At 72.4% G+C, this 16,229-nt stretch carries 14 protein-coding genes; 13 read left to right on the top strand and 1 reads right to left on the bottom strand.

The genetic code is table 11. From position 1 onward, the window contains the following. Positions 1-186 precede the first annotated feature (186 nt). The 8 genes from ssd (at position 187) to AB0H12_RS10715 (ending at position 6,010) form a co-directional block, all read left to right on the top strand. The gene (ssd, locus tag AB0H12_RS10750; protein WP_499622417.1) at positions 187-1,239 is read left to right on the top strand and encodes a septum site-determining protein Ssd; all 1,053 of its coding nucleotides are present in this window, start codon (positions 187-189) and stop codon (positions 1,237-1,239) included. A 583-nt stretch (positions 1,240-1,822) separates the two neighbouring features. Beyond that, positions 1,823-2,953: a TadA family conjugal transfer-associated ATPase gene (locus AB0H12_RS10745; RefSeq protein ID WP_499622416.1), complete on the top strand. Its 1,131-nt coding sequence runs from the start codon at positions 1,823-1,825 to the stop codon at positions 2,951-2,953. After that, complete coding sequence (locus tag AB0H12_RS10740) at positions 2,950-3,711, top strand: type II secretion system F family protein (protein WP_499622415.1); 762 nt, start codon at positions 2,950-2,952, stop codon at positions 3,709-3,711. Before AB0H12_RS10745 ends, AB0H12_RS10740 begins: the two co-directional genes overlap by 4 nt. After that, positions 3,708-4,262 (top strand): type II secretion system F family protein, encoded by a 555-nt coding sequence (locus AB0H12_RS10735; protein ID WP_499622414.1) that lies wholly within the window; start codon positions 3,708-3,710, stop codon positions 4,260-4,262. The genes AB0H12_RS10740 and AB0H12_RS10735 overlap by 4 nt, the downstream gene beginning before the upstream one ends. A gap of 32 nt (positions 4,263-4,294) precedes the next feature. Then, complete coding sequence (locus tag AB0H12_RS10730; RefSeq protein WP_499622412.1) at positions 4,295-4,471, top strand: DUF4244 domain-containing protein; 177 nt, start codon at positions 4,295-4,297, stop codon at positions 4,469-4,471. Next, positions 4,468-4,812, top strand: a complete 345-nt coding sequence (locus AB0H12_RS10725) for a TadE family type IV pilus minor pilin (RefSeq protein ID WP_499622410.1) — start codon at positions 4,468-4,470, stop codon at positions 4,810-4,812. The genes AB0H12_RS10730 and AB0H12_RS10725 overlap by 4 nt, the downstream gene beginning before the upstream one ends. Further along, complete coding sequence (locus tag AB0H12_RS10720; RefSeq protein ID WP_499622409.1) at positions 4,805-5,137, top strand: Rv3654c family TadE-like protein; 333 nt, start codon at positions 4,805-4,807, stop codon at positions 5,135-5,137. Before AB0H12_RS10725 ends, AB0H12_RS10720 begins: the two co-directional genes overlap by 8 nt. Before the next feature lie 270 nt (positions 5,138-5,407). Beyond that, on the top strand, positions 5,408-6,010 hold the full coding sequence (locus AB0H12_RS10715; RefSeq protein WP_499622407.1) for a bifunctional DNA primase/polymerase: 603 nt from the start codon (positions 5,408-5,410) through the stop codon (positions 6,008-6,010). Here AB0H12_RS10715 and AB0H12_RS10710 read toward each other — a convergent pair. After that, entirely contained in the window at positions 5,980-8,388 is a 2,409-nt protein-coding gene (locus AB0H12_RS10710; protein WP_499622406.1) for a DEAD/DEAH box helicase, read from the bottom strand. The genes AB0H12_RS10715 and AB0H12_RS10710 overlap by 31 nt on opposite strands. A 234-nt stretch (positions 8,389-8,622) precedes the next feature. Here AB0H12_RS10710 and AB0H12_RS10705 point away from each other — a divergent pair, with 234 nt between their 5' ends. The 5 genes from AB0H12_RS10705 to topA all read left to right on the top strand — a co-directional run bounded on the left by AB0H12_RS10705 (position 8,623) and on the right by topA (position 16,216). Further along, a complete protein-coding gene (locus AB0H12_RS10705; protein WP_499622405.1) occupies positions 8,623-10,926 on the top strand; it encodes a sodium-translocating pyrophosphatase in 2,304 nt (767 codons plus the stop codon). 143 nt (positions 10,927-11,069) lie between these two features. Continuing rightward, positions 11,070-11,654 carry a hypothetical protein gene (locus AB0H12_RS10700; RefSeq protein WP_499622404.1) on the top strand — a complete coding sequence of 195 codons (585 nt, stop codon included), beginning with the start codon at positions 11,070-11,072 and terminating at the stop codon, positions 11,652-11,654. Between the two features lie 44 nt (positions 11,655-11,698). Beyond that, positions 11,699-12,304: a hypothetical protein gene (locus AB0H12_RS10695; RefSeq protein ID WP_499622402.1), complete on the top strand. Its 606-nt coding sequence runs from the start codon at positions 11,699-11,701 to the stop codon at positions 12,302-12,304. 90 nt (positions 12,305-12,394) lie between these two features. Continuing rightward, the gene (locus AB0H12_RS10690; protein WP_499622401.1) at positions 12,395-13,312 is read left to right on the top strand and encodes a hypothetical protein; all 918 of its coding nucleotides are present in this window, start codon (positions 12,395-12,397) and stop codon (positions 13,310-13,312) included. 126 nt (positions 13,313-13,438) lie between these two features. Next, entirely contained in the window at positions 13,439-16,216 is a 2,778-nt protein-coding gene (gene topA / locus AB0H12_RS10685; protein ID WP_499622400.1) for a type I DNA topoisomerase, read from the top strand. Positions 16,217-16,229: the final 13 nt, after the last annotated feature.

The following is a 16,229-nucleotide window of genomic DNA, read 5'->3' as shown; positions in this document are numbered from 1 at the left end:
TTCTTGCATCAGCCTCTGATCTTTCGCCGCCGCGCCCGTGCCGGCTGCCGTCCGCCTGCGTGCGGCGCGTCGAGTTGTCCACAGGCAGTCCGGTTGTCCACATGTTGATCATGTGTCGTTGTGTCGTTCCTCACCGCCCGACACCGTGGAACCCGTAGATCCACCACGGAAAACGGGGAGAGCGGCATGAAGCGACCGGTGGCACTGCTGACCGATGCGGGCTTGGTGGACGAGGTGCTGAACGCGGCGGCGGTCGTCGGCTGCGAGGTGGAGCGCGTGGTCGACGTGACGGCGTTGCGCGGGCGTTGGCACGGCGCGGCGGCGGTGGTGCTCGACTTCGAGGCCGTCCTCGCGTGCGGTGGATTCCCGCGCAGAGCGGGAGTCCACGTCGTCGGCGCCGGTCCGCCCGGCGCGGAGGTGTGGCGGCGTGCCCTGGCTTTGGGGGCGGAGCAGGTGTTGGAGCTGCCCGCCGACCAGGAGCGGCTGCGGGCGGTGCTGGCCGATGCCGCCGAGGGCGCGCCGGTCGGTGAGGGGAAGGTGCTGGCGATCCTGGGCGCCCGTGGTGGCGCCGGGGCCTCGGTGCTGGCGGTGGCGGTGGGCCAGGCCGTGTTGGCGGCCGGCGGCCACGGCCTCCTCGTCGACTGCGACCCGCTGGGCGGCGGCCTGGACCTGACGCTGGGCGCGGAGCGGCAGGAAGGGCTGCGGTGGCCGACTTTGCAGCTGACGGGTGGCCGCGTGCCCGCGGCGGCGCTGCGCACGGCGCTGCCGGGCCGTTCGGGCAGGCACGGCGGCCTGACCGTGCTGTCGTGCGGCCGGACGGGGCCGGGACCGGAGCCCGACGCCGTGGTGGCGGTCGTCGAGGCGGGCAGGCGGGCCGGTGGCACGGTCGTGTGCGACGTGCCGCGGCAACTGACCGAGGCGGCCTGCGCCGCCCTCGACCGGGCCGACTTGGCGGTGCTGGTGGTGCCGGCGGACGTGAAGGCGTGCATGGCGGCCAAGACGGTGGTCGACCGGGTCGGTGAGCGGGGCGTGCGGCTGAAGGCGGTGGTCCGCGGCCCGGCCCCGGGCGGCCTCACCGCGGCGCAGGTCGTCGCGGCGACAGGCGTTCCGCTGCTGACCACCATGCGTCCGGAGCCGAGGCTGGCCAGGGCCCTGGACAACGGCCACTTCCCCGAAACCACGCGCGGCCCGTTGGCCAAGGCCGCCCGAAAAGTCCTGGAGGCCCTCCATGCGCACTGATCAGCGAACGCTCGCCGACAACCGCAACCACCACCGTGGCCCGACAGCCGACGAACGACGACCGCTTGCCCGCGGCCCGGCGCACCGGTTGTCGTGCCACGCGACCGGGGCTGTTCTGCTCTGGCTGCCTGGAGCGCGACGCCGGACCCCGCAGTTCGCCGCGGTCGTGGGCGATGGGGTTCGCGGCAAGGCGGTGGCGGCGCGTTGGTCGTCGGGCCCGTTCCGCGATCTCGTCCACCCACCCCATCGGCACGATCCGGCCGTTCCTCGCCTGCCCTCGGGAAGAAGTCACGGGATGGGCCGGGACAACGGTCGTCGTGCGGATGTCGGTGGTGGCGCGGATGTTCCGCGCTGGATCGGCGGTGGGCTGTGAGTTGTGATCGCGGGCCCACGGTGCGGCGGCATCCCGGGTTCCGGCCGCCCGCGGGGTTTCGGAGCTGTCGGCCCGTGTCGCTGTCGGAGCTGGTGCTCGCCGAGTTGTCCGCGCCGTTCCTGGGCGAACCGGGCGAGGGCGGGCAGGGGCTGGTCGAGGCGGCTCGGGAGGCCCTGGGAGGGCGTCGTCGAGCCTTGAGGGAGGGTGGTCGTGAACGATCTGGTTGAGCGCGTTCGGCTGCGGCTGGCCAGTGGGCGCGGCGACCTCACCTCCGCGGCCGTCGCGGCGGCCGTGCGTGGTGAGGCCGGTGGGGTGCTCGGTGACGAGGACGTCCAGCGGGCGCTTTCGGTGTTGCGGCAGGAGTTCGTCGGGGCCGGGCCGCTGGAACCGCTGTTGCGGGACCCGGACACGACCGACGTCCTCGTCACCCGGCCGGATCAGGTGTGGGTCGACGGGATCGGCGGGTTGCGGCGCACCGACGTCGCGTTCGCCGACGAGGCAGCCGTTCGTCGGCTCGCGCAGCGGCTCGCCGTGGCGGCTGGGCGGCGGTTGGACGACGCCGCCCCCTACGTCGACGGGTGGTTGCCCGGCTCGGTGCGGTTGCACGCGGTTCTGCCGCCGATCTCGCCGTTCACGTGTCTGTCGTTGCGGGTCCTCCGCCCGGCGGTGCACGACCTGGAGACCCTGGAGGCTTGCGGCACGTTCGACCAGGTGGCGGCCGACCTGCTGCGGGCGATCGTGGTCGCCCGGCAGGCCTTCCTGGTCGTCGGCGGCACGGGTTCGGGGAAGACGACCCTCCTCGCCGCCTTGTTGGGGTGCGTGCCGCACGACGAGCGGGTCGTGTGCGTTGAAGACGCGGGGGAACTCCAGCCCGACCACCCGCAGGTCGTCCGCCTGCTGGCACGGGGCCCGAACGTCGAGGGCGCGGGCGAGGTGACGATGCGCGACCTCGTCCGGCAGGCGTTGCGGATGCGGCCCGACCGCATCGTGGTCGGGGAAGTGCGGGGCGCGGAGGTGTGCGAGCTCCTGTCGTCGCTGAACACCGGGCACGACGGCGGCGCGGGGACGTTGCACGCGAACTCGCCGGCCGAAGTCCCCGCCCGGCTGGAGGCCTTGGCCGCGCTCGGTGGGCTCGACCGGCACGCCCTGCACAGCCAACTGGCCGCGGCGGTGAAGGTCGTGCTGCACATGCGCCGCGCGGGCGATGGCACGCGCTACTTGGCCGAGATCGGTGTGCTGGAACGGTGGTCCGGTCATCTCGTCGTGCGGCCCGCGTGGCGGCGTGACGGGGGTTGGCAGGAAGCAGGCACGGTGCTCAAGGGCCTGGTGAGGGCGTCATGAGCCTGCTGTTGCTGGCCGCCGCGTTGGCGGTGCTGCCGTCGGCCGGGGCGCGACGGCGGCTTGCCGGCCCACGGCGCAGGGCGCGGTGGAAGTCGGTGAAGCCCAACCGGGTGTTGGCGGTCCTGGTGGGGCTCGCGCTGGGCACGCCGGTGGGAGCCGGTGGCGCGATCGCGGGTGCGTTGCTGGCCGCGACCGTGTGGCGGACGTACCGCGAGACGATCCGGCAGCGCGACCGGATGGCGGCGTCCGTCGCGCTCGCCGACGGGCTGAAGGCCTTCGTCGCCGAACTGCGGTCGGGCGCCCACCCGGCCAAGGCGGCGATCGGCGCGGCGGAGGACGCGGAGCCGCCGGCGACCGACGTCCTGCGGGCCATCGCGGCGACGTCGGCACGTGGTGGCGATGTCGAGGCGGCGCTGGCCGGGTTCCGCGACGCCGACCACCTGGCCAGGGCGTGGCGGCTGTCGGCGGTGCACGGCGTGCCGTTGGCCGACGTGGTGGACGCGGTCCGGCGGGACCTCGACCGGCGCACCGCGTTCGCCGGGCAGGTCCACGCCCGCATGGCCGGTCCGCGGGCCGGCGCGGCGGTGCTGGCCGGGCTGCCGCTCTTCGGCGTGGTGCTCGGCGAGTTCGGCGGCGCGGGACCGTTGGCCGTCCTGTCGGGCACTCCGCCGGGACAGGTGCTGCTGGTCGCCGGGGTGGTCCTGATCTGCGCCGGGCTGCGGTGGAGCGGCCGGTTGACCAGGCAGGTGATCGCATGAGCCTGCTGCTGCTCGCCCTGGCGGTCATCGCCTTCCCCGCGCCGTCGAGAGCCGCGGCGCGGCTGCGACCGAGGACCAGGCGAAAACCCGTGCCGAAGGCCGGACCGCCGGACCCGTTCGCCGCGGCGGCGACGTGGGACCTGCTGGCCGCCGCCTTGCGGGCGGGGCTGCCGGTAGCCGGTGCGGTGCGGGCCGTCCTGCCGGGTGTCCCACCGGGGCCGGCCGAACGCCTCCGCGAGGTGGTCGACCTGCTCACGTTGGGCGCGGACCCCGTGCACGCGTGGGCCAAGGCGCTCGTCCACCCGGACACCGCGCCGCTGGCGAGAGCGGCACGCCGGACGGCCCGGTCGGGCGCGGCGCTGGCCGGGGCGGCGGCGGACCTGGCCGCGGAGGCGCGGGCGAGGGTGGCCGACCAGGCGGAAGCGCGTGCGCAACGTGCCGCGGTCCTCGTGGCGGGACCGCTGGCGCTGTGCTTCCTGCCGGCGTTCCTGTGCCTGGGCGTCGTGCCGGTGGTGATCGGCATCGTCGCCGGTGTGAGTGACAACTGGTGAGTGTCCACAATGGACTCAAAGGAGAGTGGGAGATGGTGGTCGGCAGGCGGGATGTGTTGGGCGACAGCGGGATGTCGACGGTGGAGTACGCGATCGGCACGCTCGCCGCCGCGGCGCTCGCCCTGCTCCTGTACTCGCTGATGAGCGGGACCTGGGTGCAAGGGCTCCTCCAGGCCTTGTTGCGGCGGGCGTTCACGGTGGACGCGTGAGGCGGGCGGTGCTGGGCGACGACCGGGGCGGGGTGACGGTCGAAGCGGCGGTGGCGGTGTGCGGGTTGGTCGCCGTGCTGGTGCTGGGTGTCGCCGCGGTGATGGCGGTCGTGGCTCAGCTCCGGTGCACGGACGCGGCACGGGAGGCGGCACGGCTGGTCGCCCGCGGTGACCCGGCGCGGGTCGACGGCGTGGTCGGGGCGATCGCGCCGGAAGGGGCGCGGTGGGCGGTGCGGAGGGACGGGGACACGGCGTCGGTGGAGGTCGCCGTCTCGCGGCTGGGGGTCGAGCTGCGGGCACGTGCCTACGCGGTGGTGGAACCGGGGGTGGTCGGTGGATGACCGTGGGTCGGCGTCCGTCATGGCGGTCGCGGTGGGTGCTGTGTGGTTCGGGCTCGTGGTGGTCGGCGTGCACGTCGGCGAGGCCGTTGTGGGCAGGCATCGGTTGAGCGCGGCGGCCGACCTCGGGGCGTTGGCGGCGGCCGGGCAGTTGGCCGGTGGGGTCGGGCACGCCTGCGGCCGGGCCGAGTGGGTCGTCGAACGGATGGGCGGTCGGTTGGCCTCGTGCCTGGTGGAGGGGTGGGAGGTGAGCGTCCACGTCACCGGCGGGCCCACGGTGTTCGGCGCGCCCAGCGCCCGCGCCCGTGCAGGTCCGGCCGAACCGTGATCCCCACCCGGCACGACGAACGGTCGTCCGTCGGCGGTGAGCGGACTCACACGACCGCAGATTCGCGGCTTCGCGGTGGGCGGACGGCTCGCACGCCGTTCTGCCCCACGCCCGCGCCGGCGGCGTTCGCCGTGCCACAACGACCAGTTGTCGACTGGCGGGTTACCAAAACCCCCGGTCATGGCGTTAGTTCAAGTGGTGGCACCGACGCGGTGTCGAACAACACGCGACACGGTGTCGTGGACGCGGAACGCAGGAGGCGAACGAAAGATGGAGTGGTCGGATAGCTGGCGCGGGGCCTTCCGCATCGAGCTGCGCGCAGAGGCGGTCAACCTCGCGTGGCACGGGTGGCCTGTGCTGCCGGGCACCTATCCGGCGGGTGAGCGGTGGGCCGGGCGCGACGGCGTCGAGGACCGCGGGCCGGTCCCGGTGCACCGCGACTGGCAGGAGCGCATCGGCACCAAGGCGGAGCAGGTCGCCACCTGGTGGGCCGGCCACTCCTACAGCATCCTGCTGGCCACCGGCCACGGCGTGGACGCCGTCGAGGTGGGCGCCGACCTCGGCCGCCGCGCCGCGGTCGAGCTGCGCGCCGCCGGCATCCCGGTGCCGATCGTGGCGACCCCGGAGGGCCGCTGGATGTTCCTGGTCGCCTCGGGTGGCACGCCGGTGACCGACCCGGACGTCAAGCACCACGGCCAGGGCGAGTACGTCCCGCTGCCGCCGAGCACGGGCCAGGTCGGCGTCGTGCACTGGCGGGTCAAGCCGCAGATCTGCGCGTGGCACCTGCCGCACGTGGACGTGGTCCGCGACGCCCTGCTCCAGGCCGCCGACCGCACCAGCGCCTACGGCCTGGTCGCCGCCGACCGGTCCTGATCGACTCGGCCGTGCCGGACGTCGTGTCGGCTCTCCCCGACCACCCCGAGCACGACGTCCAGCACGGCCATCCCGCCCGCCTTGTCCAGCGGATCGTTGCCATTCCCGCACTTCGGCGACTGCACGCAGGACGGGCACCCGGCCGGGCACGCGCAAGCCGCGATGGCCTCCCTAGTAGCGACCAACCACGGGACTACCGCGTTGAACCCGCGGTCGGCGAACCCGGCTCCCCCGGGATGACCGTCGTGCACGAACACCGTCGCCTCCCCGGTGTCCTGGTGCAGTGCGGTCGAGACTCCGCCGATGTCCCAGCGGTCACAGGTCGCGAAGAGCGGTAGCAGGCCGATCGCCGCGTGTTCGGCGGCATGCAGTGCGCCGGGGACGCGCGCCGGAGCCAGACCGGCGCCCCCCGGCGCACTGCGCCCACCACCAGCGCCCGGCAACCCGGTGCCCAACAGTTCGGCTGACACCGTGTACCAGACCGCCCGTGTCACCAACGTCTGCGCGGGCAGCGACAGCGGCACCGAGTCGACCACCTGCCCGGACGGCAGTTTCCGCAGGTAGCCGACGACCTGCGAGGTCACCTCGACCTCGCCGAGGCACACCGTCACCCCGTCGAACGAGCGCTTCTCCAGCACCCGCACCACCGAGATGTCCTTGGTGTCACGCGCGGTCGTCGTCCAGTCCGGCTTCTCCGCGTGCACCATCGCGAGACCGCTGTCCAGGTCCAGCTCGTCCACCACGTACGACTCGCCCTGGTGCAGGTAGACGGCGCCGGAGTGCACCTGCCAGCACGCCGAACCGGGATCGACCGTGCCGAGCATCCGCCCCGAGTCGGCCTCCACCACCACGACCTGCTCGCCGCCGGACCCGCGGATGTCCACGGACGCGTGCGGCCGGTCGTGCGAGGTCCAGTACCAGCCGTTCGGCCTCCGCCGCAGCACCCGCCGCGCCACCATGTCCTCCACCACGGCCAACGCCGCGTCACCGCCGAACGACTCCAGCGACTCCGGCGTCAGCGGCAGCTCCGCCGCCGCGCACGCCAACTGCGGCTCCAGCACGTACGGGTTCGAGGGGTCCAGCACCGTCGCCTCGACCGGCTTGTCCAGCACCGCCGACGGGTTGTGCACCAGGTAGGTGTCCAACGGGTCGTCCCGCGCCACGAACACCACCAGCGCGTCGGTGTCCTCCGTCCGCCCCGCCCGCCCGGCCTGCTGCCAGAACGACGCCAGCGTGCCCGGGAAACCGGCCACCACCACGGCGTCCAACCCGACGATGTCGACGCCGAGCTCCAACGCGTTCGTCGTCGCCACGCCGAGCAGCTCGCCCGACGACACCGCGCGCTCCAGCGCCCGCCGCTCTTCCGGCAGGTACCCACCCCGGTAGGCGGCCACCCGATCGGCCAGCGACGGGTCGACCTCCGACAACACCCGCCGCGCGCCCAACGCGGTCAGCTCCGCGCCCACCCGCGACCGCACGAACGCCAACGACCGCGCGCCCTCCACGACCAGGTCGGCCAGGATCCGCGCCGTCTCCGCGCCCGCCGAACGCCGCACCGGCGCCCCGTTCTCGCCCTCCAGGTCGTCCAGCAGCGGCGGCTCCCACAACGCCACGGTCCGCCCCGCGCGCGGCGACCCGTCCTCCGTCACCGCCTCGCACGGCGCGCCGAGCAACGCCGCCGCCGACGCCGCCGGATCGGCCACCGTCGCCGACGCCAGCACGAACACGGGATCCGCGCCGTACCGCTGCGCGACCCGCCGCAGCCGCCGCAGCAGCAACGCCACGTGCGAGCCGAAAACTCCCCTGTACGTGTGACATTCGTCGACCACCACGTAGGACAGCCGGCGCAGGAACCTGATCCACCGGGCGTGGTTGGGCAGCACGCCGCGGTGCAGCATGTCCGGGTTGCTGAACACCCAGTTGGCGTGCGCGCGCACCCAATCGCGTTCCGCCATCGGCGTGTCGCCGTCGAACGACGCCGCGCGCACGCCCGGCACGCCCAAACCGCTCACCGATCTCAACTGGTCCGCGCCCAACGCCTTCGTGGGCGAGAGGTACAGAGCCGTTGCCTTCGGATCACCTGTCAACGCGCTGAGGACCGGCAATTGGTACGCCAGCGATTTGCCCGACGCGGTGCCCGTCGCCACGACGACGTGTGATCCGGACCACGCGTGCGTCGCCGCTTCCACCTGGTGCCGCCACGGTCGGGTCACACCCCGTTCCACCAGCGCGGACACCACCGGATCAGCTGCCCACGCCGGCCACTCGACGGGTTGCGCGGGCCGCGGGGGCTGCTCTTCGGTGTGCGTCAACGGCGATTCGCCCGCAGGTACCCCGGCGAGGACCCGGTCCAGCAAACGACGTCCCTGGTTCGCCACGGGCGCAGCTTCGCACACCCGGCCGAGATCTGAACCCTACCTCTGCGGATAACGGTGTGTGCACGGATCGGGACGCGTTGTTGCCTGGTTGCGCACTATGAATAGACTCCGCCGCTATCGCATCCAATGAGGGGTGCATCACGTTGTGTCGGGGCTGACAGTCGCGTGAGTGACCCGCCTCACATCAGCGGGGTGGCCCTGACATTGGGCTTGGAAAACTCACCAGGAGGACGGATGTCCCGGCAATTCCTCGCGGAGGGCCTCGAGCTCTCCGGAGGTGATCGCGGCCTCGTCGCCGTGGTCGCCGTGGTCGCCCTGGCTGCCCTGGCCGTGGGCTACGTGCTGCTCCGGGAGGTGCTGGCCGCGGGCCAGGGCACCTCCAAGATGCAGGACATCGCCAAGGCGGTCCAAGAGGGCGCAGCGGCCTACCTCAACCGGCAGTTCCGAACGCTCGGCATCTTCGTCGTGATCGTGTTCGTCCTGCTGTTCGCGCTTCCTGCCGAGGACATCGGCGAACGGATCGGCAGGTCGCTGTTCTTCCTCGTCGGCGCCGGCTTCTCCGCCGTCATCGGCTACCTCGGCATGTGGTTGTCGACCCGCGCGAACGTGCGCGTCGCCGCCGCGGCCAAGGAGACCGGCGGCCGGGAGAAGGCCATGCGGATCGCGTTCCGCACCGGCGGCGTGGTCGGCATGTTCACCGTCGGCCTCGGCCTGTTCGGCGCGGCCCTGGTCGTCTTCGTCTACGTCGGCCAGGCGCCCAGGGTGCTGGAGGGCTTCGGCTTCGGCGCCGCCCTGCTCGCCATGTTCATGCGGGTCGGTGGCGGCATCTTCACCAAGGCCGCCGACGTCGGCGCGGACCTGGTCGGCAAGGTCGAGCAGGGCATCCCCGAGGACGACCCGCGCAACGCCGCGACCATCGCCGACAACGTGGGCGACAACGTCGGCGACTGCGCCGGCATGGCGGCGGACCTGTTCGAGTCCTACGCCGTCACCCTGGTCGCGTCGCTGATCCTCGGCACGGCCGCGTTCGGCGCGAAGGGCCTGCTGTTCCCGCTGATCGTGCCCGCGATCGGCGTGCTCACGGCGGTCATCGGCGTCTACATCACCAGTGCCCGCACCGGCGAGAACGGCCTCACCGCGATCAACCGCTCGTTCTACATCTCGGCGGTCATCTCGGCGGTGCTGTGCACGGTGGCGGCGTTCGTGTTCCTGCCCAGTTCGTTCGCGGGCCTCGCCGGCGTGTCGGAGGAGATCGCGGGCACGCCGGGCAACCCGGCCCTGATCGCCGCCGTCGCGGTGATCATCGGCATCGTGCTGGCGGGCGTCATCCTGTGGCTGACCGGCTACTTCACCGGCACCGAGCACAAGCCGGTCAAGGAGGTCGGCCGCACCTCGCTCACCGGCGCGGCGACCGTCATCCTGTCCGGCATCTCGGTCGGCTTCGAGTCGGCGGTCTACACCGCGCTGGTCATCGGCGGCGCGGTCTACGGCGCGTTCCTGCTGTCCGGCTCGGTGGTCGTGTCGCTGTTCGCGGTCGCGCTGGCCGGCTGCGGCCTGCTGACCACGGTCGGCGTCATCGTGGCCATGGACACCTTCGGCCCCGTCTCCGACAACGCGCAGGGCATCGCGGAGATGTCCGGCGACGTGGACGGTGAGGGCGCGCAGATCCTCACCGAGCTGGACGCGGTGGGCAACACCACCAAGGCCATCACCAAGGGCATCGCGATCGCCACCGCCGTGCTGGCGGCGACCGCGCTGTTCGGCTCCTACAAGGACGCGATCGAGCAGGCGCTGCGGGACGTGCAGGTGGGCCTCGGCGAGGTGCCGGTGTCGTTCACCAACGTGGTGTTCAGCCCGAACGTGCTGGTCGGCCTCATCATCGGCGCGGCCGTGGTGTTCATGTTCTCCGGTCTCGCGGTCAACGCGGTGACCCGCGCGGCGGGCGCGATCGTGTTCGAGGTGCGCCGCCAGTTCCGCGAGAACCCCGGGATCATGGACGGCACGGTCAAGCCGGAGTACGGCAAGGTCGTCGACATCTGCACGAGGGACTCGCTGCGCGAGCTGGCGACCCCCGGCCTGCTCGCGGTGCTGGCGCCGATCGCGGTCGGCTTCGGCCTCGGCGTCGGCCCGCTGGCCGGTTACCTGGCCGGCGCGATCGCCACCGGCACGCTGATGGCGGTGTTCCTGGCCAACTCCGGTGGCGCCTGGGACAACGCGAAGAAGCTGGTCGAGGACGGCAACCACGGTGGCAAGGGCTCCGACGCCCACGCCGCGACCGTCATCGGCGACACCGTCGGCGACCCGTTCAAGGACACCGCCGGTCCGGCCATCAACCCGCTGATCAAGGTGATGAACCTGGTCTCGGTGCTGATCGCGCCCGCGATCGTCGGGTTCTCCGTCGGCTCGGGCGAGTCGGCGGGCATCCGGTACGCGATCGCGATCGTGGCGGTCGTGGTCATCGTGGGCGCCGTGGTCGTGTCCAAGCGGCGCGGCACGGCTATCTCGGACACCCCGGCGGAGGTCACCACCTCCGCGTGACGTGCGAGTGGAGGGCGGGGTGCCGCGGTCGGGGGCACCCCGCCCTCCCACGTCCGGGTAGCCCGGGTGGGCGCGCCCGGATGGGGGCACACTGTCGGTATCGCCCGGGATCGGAGTCGCACACAACGATGGGGAGCACCCTGATGAGACTTCTGCCGATGGTCGCCGCGACCGCCCTGGTCGTGGCGGTTGCCGGGTGCGGGTCCGGGGACGACTCGACCGCGCCCACGTCGTCGTCCGCGGCTCCGTCCGACGCGGCGGCGGTGGCGTACATGGACAAGGTGTGCACGGCGGCGGCGGCGTTCGCCACGGTGCCGAAGACACCGCCGCAGCTGGACGCGAACGACCCGGCGAAGCTGAAGGCGGACATGGGCGCGTACATGGGCCAGATGGCCGACGCGTTCACCCAGACCGCGACCAAGCTGCGCGACGTGGGCCCGTCGCCGGTGGCGGGCGGTGACCAGCAGGTCGAGCAGATGGCGGTGACGTTCACCGGGATCGCGAAGAACTTCAGCGACGCCAAGGCGGCCATCGAGGCGGCGGACGCCAACGACCCGGTCGGCGGGTTGCAGGCCGCCGGTGAGGCCATCACACGGCTGGATGATTTCGTCGCGCCGCTGAAGCAGCTGGAGGCGTCGCCGGAGCTGTCGGCGGCGGCCGAGAAGGCGGCGGCCTGCCAGGACCTGCGGACGTTGAGGCCGTCGGAGCCCGTCACGCCGACCTCGTAGTACGTTGCCCCCTCACCTTTTCACCCGATTTGGGGGGCATTTCCGTGAAGCACCGTGTCGCGCTCGCCGGCGTGTTCGCCGCAGTCCTGGTCACGTCCGCGTGCGGGGGTGGCGGCTCGTCCTCGTCGTCCGGTTCGACCGCGACCACCACGACCACGACCGCGGCGGCCACCGCCGACCCGGTCGAGTGGACCGGCACGTTCTGCGAGGGCATCAGCCCCACCATCGAGGGCGTCGTGGACCTGCTCAAGGCCATGTTCGAGGGTGGCGCGCAGGACCCGGCCGCGCAGAAGACCGCGATGCTGGACTACACCTCGAAGGCGGGGAAGTCGCTCACCGAGGCCGGCGAGAAGCTGGCGGACCTGGGCGCGCCCTCGGCGGAGAGCCAGGCCCTGCACGACGAGCTGGTCAAGTTCTTCACCGACTCCGGCAAGGAGATGGTGACGGTCAACGGCGAGCTGGCCGCGCTGGACCCGGCCGACCCGGAGTTCTCCACCAAGCTCGGTGAGCTGGGCAGCGACGAGGCCGACCCGTCCAAGCTCCAGGAGCAGATCAAGAAGCTCCAGGACGACCCGAAGCTCGGCGAGGCGTTCAAGCAGGCCCCGCAGTGCGTGGCGATGGCCGAGACGCTGAAGAGCCTCGGCAGCTGACACCGCTGGGACGCCTGAGGCCGATGGGGTACGTGGTTCAGCCCTTCGGAGACTGGCCGTGGTCGAACGTGTGTTCTACGCTGCGTCTTCGTGGGGCAATTGTCCTTCTACTCGGCCGAGGCGAGACAGCCTTGCCTCGGTGACCTGGCGGGCCTGCTGTGCGGGCCCGGCCGGGCGCTGGGCTTCGCCCGTGGACGTGCGGCCCGGGTGTCGGTGGGTCTCGACACCCGGGACCGGGCTGCCGCGGTGGTGGCGGCGCTGGCCGAGCGGGGCGTGCAGGCGCAGGTCGAACTGGTCCGGACGGTGCAGGTCGGGGCCGAGGACGAGCCCGAAGCGGCTGGCTCGGCGTTGGACGAGCCGGCCGGGATCGAGGCCGCGGACGAACCCGCCCCGGACGAGCTGTCGGATGAGCTGGTCGAACCCCTCGACGACCTGGACGATCCCCCGCCCGACCTGGACGAGCCCCTGGACGAGCTGCTCGACGACGAGCCGGACGGGTTCGCGCCCGTGGTGATCGGGTCGGGCCGGCGCGGACCGCCGGAACCGGAGCCGGAACCCGACATCGAGCCGGAGCCCGAGCCGGGAGCGGAGTCGGCCGAGATCGAGACCGAGACGGCCGAACCGGTGGTCATCGAGTCCTGGCAGGTCACGACGGCTTTCCGCACCGACCTGGCAGGGTTGGCGGGGCAGTGGTTCGACGGCGACCGCAAGGTCGTCCCACCCGATTTCACGCTCGACGGCGCGGCCCTGCGGCTGTGGGCGCTCACCTCCGGCCGGTGGGTCGAGTCCGGCTCCGGGTACCTCCTCGGCCTCGACCCCGAGGCGCCCGACACGCACGAAGCGTTGCGAAAAGCATTGGCCACGTCGGGCCTCCCCTCGACACTCTTGACCGGGAAAGCCGGGGGACCGGCGTTGCGCGTCGTCGGCAGACGGCGGCTCGAACGGCTCGCCGAGCTGGTCGGACGCGCGCCGACGGGCGTCGCGGAACGCACCTGGCCGGCCGCGTAGCGCGTCCTCCTGGCAGAGGATCCGGCACAGTTGTGTCACCCTGTCCCGACCAGGGCTGCCCAGCGGCGACGAAGGACAGTGCACACTGGCGGGTCGGGACACAGTGTTCGAAGAGAGCGGGACGGCGTGGCTGGATCGACACGGGCGAGGAAGACAAACGGGGGATCAGCGAGCGGCAACCGGCGGTTGGTGATCGTCGAGTCGCCCGCGAAGGCGCGGAAGATCGCGTCGTACCTCGGCAGCGACTTCGTCGTGGAGTCATCCAAGGGACACATCCGCGACCTGCCCCGCGGCGCGGCCGACGTGCCCGCGAAGTACAAGGGCATGCCGTGGGCCCGCCTCGGGGTCGACGTCGACCACGGCTTCGAGCCGCTGTACGTCGTCACGCCGGACAAGAGGTCGACCGTCTCCGAGCTGAAGGAGCTGCTCAAGGACGTCGACGAGCTCTACCTCGCGACAGACGGCGACCGCGAGGGCGAGGCCATCGCCTGGCACCTGCTCGACACGCTGAAGCCGAAGGTCCCGGTCCGGCGGATGGTGTTCCACGAGATCACCGAGCCCGCGATCCTCGCCGCCGCCGCGAACCCGCGCGACCTGGACCAGGACCTGGTCGACGCCCAGGAGACCCGCCGCATCCTCGACCGCCTCTACGGCTACGAGGTCAGCCCGGTGCTCTGGAAGAAGGTCATGCCGAAGCTCTCGGCGGGCCGCGTCCAGTCCGTGGCGACCCGGATCGTGGTCGAGCGCGAGCGCGAGCGGATGAAGTTCGTCACCGCCTCGTACTGGGACGTCTCGGCGACCATGGACGCGGGCGAGGACGCCGCGCCCCGCACGTTCGGCGCCCGGCTGATCGCGGTCGACGGCACGCGCCTGGCCTCGGGCCGCGACTTCGGCTCCGACGGCAGGCTCAAGGCGGGGCCCAAGGGGACTCCCAGCGACGTCCGCGTGCTGGACGAGGCGCAGGCCAGGGCCATCGCGGACGGCCTGGTCAACGCCTCGATGACGGTCTCCTCGGTCGAGGAGAAGCCGTACACGCGCAAGCCGTACGCGCCGTTCATGACCTCCACGTTGCAGCAGGAGGCGGGCCGCAAGCTGCGCTTCTCCGCGGACCGCACGATGCGCACCGCGCAGAAGCTGTACGAGAACGGTTACATCACCTACATGCGCACCGACAGCACGACGCTGTCGGAGACCGCGATCGCGGCGGCACGGGCGCAGGCCACCGAGCTGTACGGCTCGCAGTTCGTGTCCAAGGAGCCGCGCCAGTACACGCGCAAGGTCAAGAACGCGCAGGAGGCCCACGAGGCGATCCGCCCGGCCGGCGAGGTGTTCCGCACCCCCGGCCAGGTGGCCCGTGAGCTGGAGTCCGACGAGTTCAAGCTCTACGAGCTGATCTGGCAGCGCACGATCGCCTCCCAGATGGCCGACGCGCGGGGCAACACGACGTCGGTCCGCATCTCCGGGACCACGGCGGGCGGCGAGGACGTCACCTTCGCCGCGTCCGGCCGCACGATCACCTTCGCGGGCTTCCTGAAGGCCTACGTGGAGACGGTCGACTCGGAGGCGGGCGGCGAGTCCGACGACGCCGAGTCGCGCCTCCCGCAGCTGGTCAAGGACCGGGCGCTGCTGGCGGCCGAGCTGTCCGCGGACGGCCACTCGACCTCACCGCCGCCGCGCTTCACCGAGGCGAGCCTGATCAAGACGATGGAGGAGCTCGGCATCGGCCGGCCGTCCACCTACGCCTCGATCATCAGCACCGTCCAGGACCGCGGCTACGTGTGGAAGAAGGGCTCCGCCCTGGTCCCGTCGTGGGTGGCGTTCGCCGTGGTCGGCCTGCTGGAGCAGCACTTCGGCCGGCTCGTGGACTACGACTTCACCGCCGCGCTGGAGGACGAGCTCGACGGCATCGCCGCGGGCCGCCAGGAGCGGACCACGTGGCTGTCCGGGTTCTACTTCGGCGGCAACGTCGGCCCCGAGTCGTCGGTCGGCCGTTCCGGCGGGCTGAAGAAGCTGGTCGGGTCGAGCGTCGAGGCGATCGACGCCCGCGAGGTCAACTCGATCCCGCTGTTCCCCGACGTCGAGGGCCGCACGGTCTACGTCCGGGTCGGCCGCTACGGGCCGTACCTGGAGCGCGAGGTCGAGGGCGAGGACGGCACGACCAGCGCGCAGCGGGCGAACCTGCCCGACGACCTGCCGCCGGACGAGCTGAACCGCGAGATCGCGGACAAGCTGTTCGCCACGCCGCAGGAAGGCCGCTCGCTGGGCAACGACCCGGTCACCGGGCACGAGATCGTGGCCAAGGAGGGCCGGTTCGGCCCGTACGTGACCGAGGTGCTGCCCGAGGCGCCGGAGGGCACGAAGAAGGCGCCGAAGCCGCGCACCGGCTCGCTGTTCAAGTCGATGTCGCTGGACACGGTCACGCTGGACGACGCGCTGAGGTTGCTCTCGCTGCCGCGCGTGGTCGGCAAGGACCCGGAGACCGGCGCGGAGATCACCGCGCAGAACGGCCGGTACGGGCCCTACCTGAAGAAGGGCACCGACTCGCGGTCGCTGACCAGCGAGGACCAGCTGTTCACGGTCACCCTCGACGAGGCGCTCAAGATCTACTCCGAGCCGAAGAAGCGGGGCCGGGCCGCCGCCGCGCCGCCGTTGAAGGAGCTGGGCGAGGACCCGGTCTCCGGCAAGCCGATGGTGGTCAAGGAGGGCCGGTTCGGCCCGTACGTGACCGACGGCGAGGTCAACGCGTCGCTGCGCAAGTCGGACAGCGTCGAGGGCCTCTCCGACGAGCGGGCGGCCGAGCTGCTGGCCGAGAAGCGGGCCAAGGGGCCGACGACGAAGAAGAAGGCCCCGGCGGCCAGGAAGGCGCCCGCGCGCAAGAAGGCTCCGGCGAAGTCCAAGAGCTAGGGGAGGCGGGGCG

Origin of the sequence: Actinosynnema sp. NPDC023794 (assembly GCF_040639675.1) — a bacterium.
Taxonomy (GTDB): domain Bacteria; phylum Actinomycetota; class Actinomycetes; order Mycobacteriales; family Pseudonocardiaceae; genus Actinosynnema; species Actinosynnema luteola.
The sequence above is the reverse complement of the archived record's forward strand: the minus strand, read 5'-3'. Positions and strand labels throughout refer to the sequence as shown.